The sequence below is a fragment of the Micromonospora yasonensis genome (assembly GCF_026013475.1).
GTDB classification, from domain to species: domain Bacteria; phylum Actinomycetota; class Actinomycetes; order Mycobacteriales; family Micromonosporaceae; genus Micromonospora; species Micromonospora yasonensis.
The window spans coordinates 1-10,680 of the sequence record NZ_JAPDPH010000233.1 but is presented as its reverse complement, the minus strand read 5'-3'; the positions used below and the strand labels follow the sequence as shown (position 1 = coordinate 10,680).

The window sequence follows — 10,680 nt, the reverse complement described above, 5'->3', positions numbered from 1 at the left end:
CACGAGGTGGTCTGGGCCGAACTGGACCCGCCGATCCCCGACGCCCGGACCGGGCCGCTGGTCCTCGCCGGGGACGACGCCGCGCTCGTCGCCGAGCTGGCCGTCGCCGCGGCGGCCCGGGGTCTGGCCGGTACCCTGCTCACCCCGCAGCCGGCCGACGCCCCGCCGGGCTGGCGGGTGGCGGCGCTGCCCGAGGGGGCCGGGGAGTGGATTCGGTTCTGGGCCGACCGGCCCGAGAAGACCCTCGTGCTCGTCCCGGCCGCGCACGCCGTATCCGACGACCCGGACGACGGCGCCGACGACCCGGTCGACCCGGCTGCGGCCACCGTCGCCGCGGTGACCAGGGCGGTGGCCGCCCTGGCCGGCACCGGAGTCGCCGGCCGGCGCGCGGTGCTGCTCACCCGGGGCGTCCGCCGCACCGGGCCGACCGACGAGGTGACCGCCACCGACCACGGGCCGCTGCACGGCCTCGCCCCGGTGCTCGGGCTGGAGTTCGGCCCGGCCTTCGGCGGCGTCGTCGATCTGCCCGTCCGGCCGACCCCCGGCGACCTGGCCGTCACGCTGGACCTGCTCACCGCGCCGCCCGGCCCGATGCTGGAGGACCTGGTCGCGGTGCGCGCCGGCCACCTCCACGCCGCCCGGCTCCGCGACGCCGACCCCACCCCGGCCGGCCTGCGGGTCCGCGCCGACGCCACCTACCTGGTCACCGGTGGGCTCGGCGCGGTCGGCCGGGAACTCGTCACCGACCTGGTCCGGCGGGGCGCCCGCCGGCTGCTGCTGGTCGGCCGGCGCGCGGAGGCGGACCTGGACCCCGCCGCCCGGGACCTGCTCATCCGGCTGCGCGACGACGGGATCGGGGTCGGCTACGTCGGCGGTGGGTGCGACAGCGCCGACTCCCGCCGGCAGGTGACCGCCGCGCTGCGCGGCATGCCGCCGCTGGGCGGGGTGCTGCACGCCGCCGGCACCATCGCCCGGGTACCCGCCACCGAGCTGGACGCCGCGCGGATCGCCGCCGCGCTGCGCGCCAAGGTGGGCGGCGCCTGGTGGCTGCACCGGCTCACCCGCGACCTGCCGCTGGACTTCTTCGTGCTGGTCTCCTCGGTCTCCGCGCTCTGGGGCACCGAGGGCTACGCCGCGTACGCCGCCGCGAACGGCGGACTGGACGCCCTCGCCGCGTACCGCCGGTCGCTCGGGCTGCCCGCGGTGAGCATCGCGTACGGGCCGTGGGCGGTGTCCGGGATGGCCGACGGCGACTCCCGGGAACGGTTCGCCCGGCTCGGCGTGGGTGCCCTGGACCCGGCCACCGGCTGCGCGGCGCTGCGCGACGTCACGCCCGGACCGGAGGGCTACCTGGTGGCCTGCCCGCTGGACCGGCCGCGGCTGGACAGCGTACTGGGCGGGCTGCGCCGGCGCGGGCTGTTCACCGCCCCGCCGGACGCCCCCGCCGCCGGGGCGCCCGCCCCCGCCGACGGCGGGCTCGACACCGGTGCGGAGCAAGAGCCGTCGGTGGTGGCGGAGCTGGTCGCGCTGCCGGCGGCTGCCCGCCCGGCCGTCGCCCGCGGCCACGTGGCCCGGCTGCTGGCCGCCCAGCTCGGCCACCCGGAGGGCCACGTCGTCCGGGAGGACGCCGGCTTCTTCGACCTCGGTCTGGACTCCATCATGGCGGTCGACCTGGCCCGCCGGCTCGCCGAGGCGTTCGAGGTGCCGCTGCAGGTGGCCGACGTCTTCGACCACCCCACCGTCCGTCAGTTCGCCGATTACCTGCTGGCGCTGCGCGCCGGTCCGGCCGTCGTCCCCGCGCCGGCCGTGGCGCTGGGCGTCCCCGCCGCCGACCACGCCCGGGTACACGGCGCCGAACCGCCGTTCCACGGTGGACCGACCGCGGTCCACCCCGTGTCTCCGGCCATCCCGACGTACCTCGCCCCGGCCGCCCCGCAGGTCGGGGACTTCGCCGCCCCGGTCGCCCCGGTGACCGGGCCGGCGGCGTCCCCGGCCGGTCCGGCGGCGATCGTCGGGATGGCCGGTCGCTTCCCCGGCGCCGACTCGGTGGAGGAGCTGTGGGACCTGCTCCGCGCCGGCCGCGACGCCGTGGCCGCGGTGCCCGCACGCCGCTGGAGTCACCGCACGTTCCACACCGCCGACCCGGACACCGGCCCGCGGATCACCACCGACCAGGGCGGCTTCCTGCGCGACGTGGCCCGGTTCGACGCCGGGTTCTTCGGCATACCGGCCCGGGAGGCGGAGAACCTCGACCCGCAGCAGCGGCTGCTGCTGGAGTGCGCCTGGCACGCGCTGGAGGACGCCGGCATCGACCCCAAGGGGCTGGCCGGCACCCGGACCGGCGTCTTCGTCGGGGTGAGCAACGGCGACTACGCGCGGGTGCTGGCCGGCGGGGGAGTGGATCGGCTCGACGCCTACTACAGCACCGGCACCGCGCTCAACGCCGTCGCCGGCCGGCTCGCGTACGTGCTGGGCCTGGCCGGGCCGGCGCTCGCCGTGGACACCGCCTGCTCGTCCTCGCTGGTCGCCCTCCACCTGGCCGTCCGGGCGCTGCGCGGCGGGGAGATCGACGCGGCCGTCGTCGGCGGCGTCAACGTCATCGTCGACCCGCTCGCCTCGGTGGCGGTGAGCCGGGCGCACATGCTCTCCCCGGACGGGCGCTGCCGGACCTTCTCCGCCGACGCCAACGGTTTCGTCCGGGCCGAGGGCTGCGGGGTGCTCGTCCTCAAGCGACTCGCCGACGCCGGGCGGGACGGCGACGCCGTGCTGGCCGTGGTCCGGGGCAGCGCGGTCAACCAGGACGGCAGCTCGTCCGGCCTGACCGCGCCGAGCGGCCGGGCGCAGGAGCAGGTCATCAGCGCCGCGCTCGCCGACGCGGGCGTGGCCGGAGCGGCGGTGGACTTCCTCGAAACGCACGGCACCGGCACCTCCCTCGGCGACCCGATCGAGGTCGGGGCGGCGTGGCGGGTGCTCGGCCCGGGCCGGCCCGCCGACCGGCCGCTGCGGCTCGGCTCGGTGAAGAGCAACATCGGCCACTGCGAGTCGGCCGCCGGCATGGCCTCGGTGATCAAGACCGTGCTCGCCCTGCGGCACGGCACCATCCCGGCCAACCTGCACTTCACCGACCCGAACCCGCACATCGACTGGTCCGGGATGGACGTCATGGTGGTGGACGCCCCGGTGGCCTGGCCCCGCACCGGCCGGGCCCGGCTGGCCGGCGTGTCCGGCTTCGGCTTCACCGGCACCAACGCGCACGTCCTGCTCGCCGACCCGGAGCCGACCGCCGGCACCGGGAACGGGACCGCCGCGAGCGGCCCGGGCGGGGCCGCGGGCCCGCTGCTCGTCCCGCTGTCCGCGCCGAGCCCCGAGGGGCTGCGCCGGCTGGTCGAGCGCTGGCACGAGCGGATCGCCGGCTGCCCGGCGGAGGAACTGCCCGACCTGGCCGCACTGGCCGGAGCCGGCCGGGCCCACCTGCCGTACCGGGCGGCCCTGCTCGGCCGCGACCGGGAGCAGCTCCTCGCCACCGCGCCGCCGGCCGACCCGGTGGCGGCGACCCGGCCGCCCCGGATCGCGTTCCTCTTCTCCGGCCAGGGCAGCCAGTTCTTCGGCATGGGCCGCGAGCTGTACGCCACCGAGCCGGTGTTCCGGGCGGTCTTCGACGAGTGCGACCGACGTCTCGCCCCGCTGCTCGGCACCTCGCTGGCCGACCTCGTCCTGTACGGCGACGACCGGACCGCGATCAACGAGACCCGGGTCACCCAGCCGGCCCTGGTCACCCTGGAGGTGGCGCTGGCCGAGCTGTGGCGCTCGTGGGGCGTCACCCCGGCCGTGGTGATGGGGCACAGCGTCGGCGAGATCTCCGCCGCCATCGTGGCCGGGGTGCTCGACCTGCCCGCCGGGCTCGACCTGATCGCCGAGCGGGCCCGGCTGATGCAGGCCACCCGGCCGGGGGCGATGCTCGCCGTGGTCGCCACCGAGGAGCGGGTCCGGGACCTGATCGCCAGCACGTCGCTGGACCTCGCGGCGGTCAACGGCCCCGAGGCCACGGTGGTCTCCGGGCTGCCCGAGGAGGTCGAGGCGCTCGCCGGGCGGCTGCGCGCCGAGGGCGTACGGCACCGGGCGCTGAGCGTCTCGCACGCGTTCCACTCGCGACTGCTGGACCCGGCGCTCGACGAGTTCCGCGCGGTCTGCGCCACGGTCCGCCACGACACCCCGACCGTCCCGGTCATCTCCAACCTGACCGGGGCGGTGGCCGGCCCCGACACGTACGACGCCGACTACTGGGTGCGCCACGCCCGCCAGCCGGTGCGCTTCCACGCCGGCGCGGGACAACTCGCCGCGCTCGACGTCGACGTGTGCCTGGAGGTCGGTCCGGACCGTACCCTGGTCAACCTGGTCCGGGCCGCGGGACTCACGCCGCCCGGCGGCCTGCTGTCGTCGCTGCGCCGCGGCTCGCCGGACCGTGCCGCGCTGCTCGCCGCGGTCGCCGCGCTCTATCCGCTCGGCCAGGACGTGACCTGGTCGCGGGTGCAATCCCGCCCGCGCCCCGGCGTCCGCGTCGAGGCGCCGCGCTACCCGTTCGCGGAGACCCGCTACTGGGCGAAGACCGCGGCGGCCGGCGATCCGGTGCCGGCGGCCGGCCCGGCCGGCGACGCCCCCGCCTGGGGTACCCCGGTCCGCTCGCCCGCCCTGCGTGGGCGGCTGTTCCGCACCGAGCGCAGCACCGAGTTCCCGCCCCACCTCACCGACCACCGGCTCTACGGGACGGTGTCGGTGCCGGGCGCCTCGCAGACCGCCACCGTGCTCTCCGCGCTGGCCGGCGACGGCACCCCGCCCGCGCTGGCCGACCTGGTCTTCCCCCGGGCCCTGGTGCTGCACGACGGCGAGCGGTACGAACTGCAGGTCATCGAGGCCGAACAGGAGCACGGCGGCCGGACGGTGAGCGTGCAGAGCCTGGTCGACCCCGAGCGGGACCGCTGGCAGGAGCACCTCTCCGCCCGGCTGCTGCCGGAGCCGGCGGCCGAGCCCCGACCGGTGCCCGACCTGGCCGCCTTCCAGGCCGCCGCCGAGCGCCACCTCGCCGGGGCGGACTTCTACCGGCACTTCCGGGAGATGGGCTACCTGCTCGGCCCGTCCTTCCGCTGGATCGACGAGGTGTGGCTGCGCGGCGACGAGGCCCTGGTCCGGTACACCCGCCCGGAGCGGATGAACGAGGACCCGGCCGACTGGGCCATCCACCCCGGCCTGCTCGACTCCTGCCTGCAGAGCACGGTGACCTTCGGGGTCGACCCCGCCGGTACGGACGACCCGGCGGAGGCCGGCCGGGCCGGGCTCGCGATCCCGTTCGCCGCCGCCCGGCTCACCCTGGCCCGCCGGCCCGATCCCGACGGGGAACTCTGGGGCCACGTCCGGGCCCGGCGGGCCACCACCCGCCCCGACGGCACCCGGCAGGTGGACGAGGCGGACCTGCACCTGTTCGACGGGCGCGGCCGGACCGTGCTGGCGGTCGACGGCTTCCGCATCCGGCACGCCCCCCGGGACCTGCTGGAGCGGTCCCTGCGGGACACCACCGTCCACGTCCACGAGCTGATCTGGGCCACACCCGAGCCGGACCGGCCGGCACCGGCACCGGCCGCCCCGCCACGCGCCGCCGTCCGCGGTGGCGAGGGCGCACCCGCGCTCGTCGACGCGCTCGCCGGGCAGGTCGACATCGTCGACGAAGACCCCGACCTGGTCCTGGACCTGCGGTTCGCGGCCACCGAGCCGGGGGAGTCGGCCGAGGCGGCCCGGATCGCCGTCCGCCGCCTCGCCGACGACCTGCGCACCGCCCCCGCCACCGTGCCGTACCTGGTGGTCTGCGCCGACGGCGCCGGGGCCGCCCCGGTCCGGGAGGCGCTGTGGGGGATGCTCGCCGCGGTCGAGGCGGAACACCCCGACCGCCGCCTGGTCCGGGTCGTGCTCGCCGCCGACGCCGACCCGGGCGACGCCGCCGCGCTGCTCCTCGACGAGGTACGCCGCGGCCTGCCGGAGACCCGGCTGCGGCTCGACGCCGACGGCCTCCGGGTGGCCCGGCTGCGCCCGCTGCCGCCGCCCGACGCGGACCTGCCGGACGGCGTCACGACCGGCACGGCGCTGGTCACCGGCGGGCTCGGCGCGCTGGGCCTGAGCGTCGCCGGCTTCCTGGCCCGGGCCGGCGTCCCCGCGATCACCCTGGTCGGCCGGTCCGCGCCCGACTCCGCCGCCAGCGCCGCGATCGACCAGCTCACCGCCGGCGGCACCCGGATCCGGGCGGTACGCGGCGATGTCACCGACGCCGAGGACTGCCGGCGGATGGTGGCCGAGGCGGAACGCGACGGGCCGATCGGCAGCGTCTGGCACCTCGCCGGGCGTACCGCCGACGGCGCCTTCACCGAGCTCGACGAGGCCGCCTTCGACGAGGTCTTCGCCGGCAAGGCGGCCGGCGCGGACCGGCTGCTGGAGGCCATGGCCGGCCGGCGGCCGGCGGCGCTGGTGCACTTCTCCTCGGTCTCCGCCGTGCTCGGCTCCGCCGGGCAGGCCAACTACGCCGCCGCCAACGGCTACCTGGCCGGCCTCGCCACCCGGCTCCGCGACCGCGGCCTGCCGGCAGTCAGCGTCGACTGGGGACCGTGGACGCCCCGGGCGAAGGGCGGCCTCGCCGCCACCGAGGCGACTCGGCGCGCCATCGACCGGCTGGGCGTCCGGGCGTTCACCGACGAGGAGGCCGAGAGCATCCTGCGCGCCGCGCTCACCGCCGGCCGGGACCGGCTCGTCGCGGTGGCGGTGGACGCCCGGGCGTACGTCGAGCGGGCGGCCGGCCACCCCCGGGCGGCGCTGCTGCTCCCGTTGCTCGACCGGGGCGCCCGCCCCACGCCCACGGCCCCGGCGGCACCGCGCGGCTGGCTGCGCGCGGAACTGGACCGCACCGCCGCCGACGAGCGGGAGGACCGGCTCCGGGCGGCGGTGCGCCAGGTGGCCGGCGAGGCGCTGGGTGACCCCGGCGCGCTGGACGACGAGGCCGGCTTCGTCGACCTCGGCCTCGACTCGATCATGGTGATCGACCTGCGGACCCGGCTGTCGCACGCTCTCGCCGTGGACCTGCCGGCCACCGTCGCCATCGACCACCCGACCATCGCGCAGGTCGCCGCGCACGCGATCGACCTGCTCTACCCCGACGACGAACCGGCCGACCCCGCGTCGCCCGCCGACGGCTGGGCCGAAGCGGCGTACGCCGACCCGGCGGACGACCCGGCCGGGGCGGACGGCGACCTGGCCGACCTGTCGATCGACGAGCTGGTCCGGGCCGTCCGGGCGGACCTGGCCATGGAGGAGTGAGGGACGTGACCATGGACGCCACCGAGCTGCGCCGACTCGTGGAGGACCAGCTGCGGCTCTCCCGCCGGCAGCAGGCCCGGATCCGCGAGCTGGAGCGGGAACAGCGCCCACCGCTCGCCGTCGTCGGGCTCGGCCTGCGCTTCCCCGGCGACCTGCGCACGCCGGAACAGTTCTGGGACTTCCTGCGCGGCGACGCGCACGCGGTCACCGGCATCCCCGACGACCGGCCCGGGCTGCGCGCCGCGTACCGGCCGGGACCGGTCCGCCCGGGGCGCTCCTACGTGGACCGGGCCGCCTTCCTCAGCGACATCGGTCACTTCGACGCGGACTTCTTCGGCATCTCGCAACGGGAGGCCGAGTTGCTCGACCCGCAGCAGCGGCTGCTGCTGGAGACCGCCTGGGAGGCCCTGGAACGGGCCGGGGTGGCGGTCCGCCGGGCCGACCGGCTCGACGTCGGCGTCTACCTCGGCATGATGGCCTCCGAGTACGGCGAGCGGCTGGCTGTCCAGGAGGACAAGACCCCGCTCGACCCGTACTACGCCACCGGCGGCGGGCTCTGCTTCGGCGCCGGCCGGATCAGCTACGTGATGGGCTTCGCCGGCCCGGTGGTCAGCGTGGACACCGCCTGCTCCTCCTCGCTGGTGGCGATGCACCTGGCGGTCCGCGCGCTGCGCGCCGGGGAGTGCCGGTACGCGCTGGTCTGCGGCTCGAACCTGCTGCTGTCGCCAAACCTGATGGTGTCCCTGTGCCAGAGCCGGGCGCTCTCCCCGGAGGGCCGCTCCAAGTCCTTCCTGGCCGCCGCCGACGGGTACGGCCGGGGCGAGGGCGTCGGCGTGCTGGTGCTGATGCGCCTCGACGAGGCGGAACGGGAGGGCCGGCCGATCCTGGCCGTGGTCCGGGGCAGCGCGGTCAACCACGACGGCGCCGCCTCCGGGCTGACCGTGCCCAGCGGCCCCGCCCAGCAGCAGGTGGTCCGGGCGGCCCTGGCCGACGCCGGGGTGGGCGCGGCCGACGTCGGCTGGGTCGAGGCGCACGGCACCGGGACGCTGCTGGGCGACCCCGTCGAGGTGGGCGCGCTCGACGCCGCCCTCGGTACGGCGGTCCGCGAACGCGGGGTCCCGCTCGGCATCGGCAGCGTCAAGGCCCGGCTCAACCACCTGGAGGCCGCCTCCGGTGTGGCGGGGCTGATGAAGACCGTGCTCATGCTGCACCACGGGGAGATCCCGGCCGCGGCCGACGAGTCCGACGGACCGCTCAACGAGCACATCCCCTGGGACCAGCTCGGCTTCACCGTGCCCCGGCGCACCGCGCCCTGGCCGGCCGAGCTGTCCCGGCGGGTGGCCGGGGTGAACTCGTTCGGGATGAGCGGCACCAACGCGCACGTGGTGCTCGAGGCGTACCGGCCGGAAGAGACCGACGCGGCGGCGACGCCGGCCGGCCCGGAGCTGCTCACCCTCTCCGCCCGGGACCCGCAGGCGCTGGCCACCCTCGGCGCCGCCGTGGTGGCGCGGCTGCGCGCCGCCGACCCCGCCGAGCTGCCGTCGCTCTGCCACACCCTGCGTGCCGGCCGGGCGCCGCTCGGGCACCGGGTGGCGGTGGTCGGCGGCAGCGCCGACGAGCTGGCCGTCCGGCTGGCCGCGGCGGTCCGCCAACCGGCCGGCCCGGCCGGACGGCTGCGTCCGGTCACCCTCTGGGCCGCCCCCGACCACACCGCCCTGGAGGTGGCGCTGGACGCGATCGGGGCCCGCTGGCCCCGGCTGGTCCCGACCGACCCGACCGGCGAGGCGGCCGACCGGTGGGTGGCGCTGCTCGGCCGGCTCGGCGTCCGGGTCCGGTTCCGGCGCGACGCCGGCCGGCCGGCCGGGGCGGGCCGCCTGGAGTGGCGCGGCGAGGACGGTACGCCGCACACGGTGCCGCTGGTCACCGCCGTCCCCGAGGCCGCCCCCGGACTGCTGCTGGACGCGCTCGCCGCGCTCTTCCTGGCCGGCCTGGACGTCCGCTTCGACGCGCTGCGCCCGGCCGGCGCCCGGTTCCTGCCGGACCTGCCCACCTACCCGTTCCGGCGGCGGCGGTTCTGGGTCGACGAGCCGGTCGGCGCCGCCGGCACCGCGGCCGCGGCGATCGGCGGCCCGGACGTGGCGCCGCTGCCCACCGACCGGGCGGGCATCGAGGCCTACCTGATGACCGAGTTGCGCGACGTGCTGCACGCCGAGGACGACCTGGACCCGAGCCGGTCCTTCCTGGAGACGGGCGGCGACTCCTTCGTCTCCACCCTGTTCATGACCCGGATCGAGGAGCGGTTCCAGATCGCGCTCACCCCCGATGACCTGCCCATCGACCGCCCGCTGGCCGCGCTGCTGGCGACGATCGCCGACCACATCACCGGCCGCCCGGTCGCGGCCGGCGGACGGGAGTGACCCGATGAGCGCCTTCCTCCGACCGCGGCCGGTCCCCGACCCCGACCTGCGCCTGGTCGCGTTCCACCACGCCGGCGGCTCCAGCAGCGCCTACTTCCCGCTCAGCCGGGGCATCCCGCAGGAGTGGGACCTGCTCCTGCCCGACCTGCCCGGCCGTGGGCGCCGGCACCGCGACGAGCCGCTGCGGGACATCCCCGCCATGGTCGCCCGGGTGGTCGAGGACCTGCGCGACTGGGCCGACGCCCCGCTCGCCCTGTTCGGGCACAGCCTGGGCGCGGTGGTCGCGGCGGAGACCGCCCGGGCGCTCGGCGTGCACGGCGTCGCGCCGGTCTGGCTCGGCGTCTCCGGCCGCCCGGCACCCGGCTACCGCGGTCCGAAGGCGACCCTGCCGTACGACGTCTCCGACGACGAGATGCTGCGCCACCTGTTCGCCCTGGGCGGCATGCCGGACCGGATCCACGAGGTGCCGGAGTTCCGCGCCCAACTGCTCCGGCTGGTCCGCGCCGACCTGGGCGCGCTCGCCGGGTACGCCCCGCCGGGCGTCCGCCCGCCGCTGGCCGTGCCGATGACCGCCTTCGGTGGCACCGAGGACGACTGGGCGCCGCCGCCGGCGATGGCGGCCTGGGCGGGGGAGACCAGCGCGCCGTTCCGGCGGCTACTCTTCCCTGGCGGGCACTTCCACTTCCTCGGTGCCGCGTTCGGGTCCTTCACCGCCGCGCTGGTGGCGGAGGTCCGCGCCGCGACCCGGTCCACTTCCCGGTCCCGGCCCACGCCCGGCGTGGTCGCCGCCGGGGCCGCGTCACCCCCGGTCTGAGGAGCGCAGCATGAACACGAAGGACCAGCTCGTCCCGGCGGAAACCGCACCGGTCGACATGCGACCGCTGATGGCCAGCTTCCCGTCCGGCGTCAC

General features: G+C 77.6%; 3 protein-coding genes. All 3 read left to right on the top strand.

Annotated features, from left to right (window positions below; translation table 11 throughout):
* The first annotated feature begins 6 nt into the window (after positions 1–6).
* The 3 genes from ONA70_RS30495 to ONA70_RS30485 are packed head-to-tail and all read left to right on the top strand — an operon-like array spanning position 7 to position 10,584.
* A complete protein-coding gene (locus ONA70_RS30495) occupies positions 7–7,353 on the top strand; it encodes a type I polyketide synthase (RefSeq protein WP_265009952.1) in 7,347 nt (2,448 codons plus the stop codon).
* An 11-nt stretch (positions 7,354–7,364) separates the two neighbouring features.
* Positions 7,365–9,770: a beta-ketoacyl synthase N-terminal-like domain-containing protein gene (locus ONA70_RS30490; protein ID WP_265009953.1), complete on the top strand. Its 2,406-nt coding sequence runs from the start codon at positions 7,365–7,367 to the stop codon at positions 9,768–9,770.
* Positions 9,771–9,774: 4 nt separating this feature from the next.
* A complete protein-coding gene (locus ONA70_RS30485; protein ID WP_265009951.1) occupies positions 9,775–10,584 on the top strand; it encodes a thioesterase II family protein in 810 nt (269 codons plus the stop codon).
* Positions 10,585–10,680: the final 96 nt, after the last annotated feature.

Excerpts from the sequence above, each read along its gene's own strand:
- ONA70_RS30490 (WP_265009953.1), top strand. The coding sequence starts at position 7,365 with ATGGACGCCACCGAGCTGCGCCGACTCGTGGAGGACCAGCTGCGGCTC.
- ONA70_RS30485 (WP_265009951.1), top strand. The coding sequence starts at position 9,775 with ATGAGCGCCTTCCTCCGACCGCGGCCGGTCCCCGACCCCGACCTGCGC.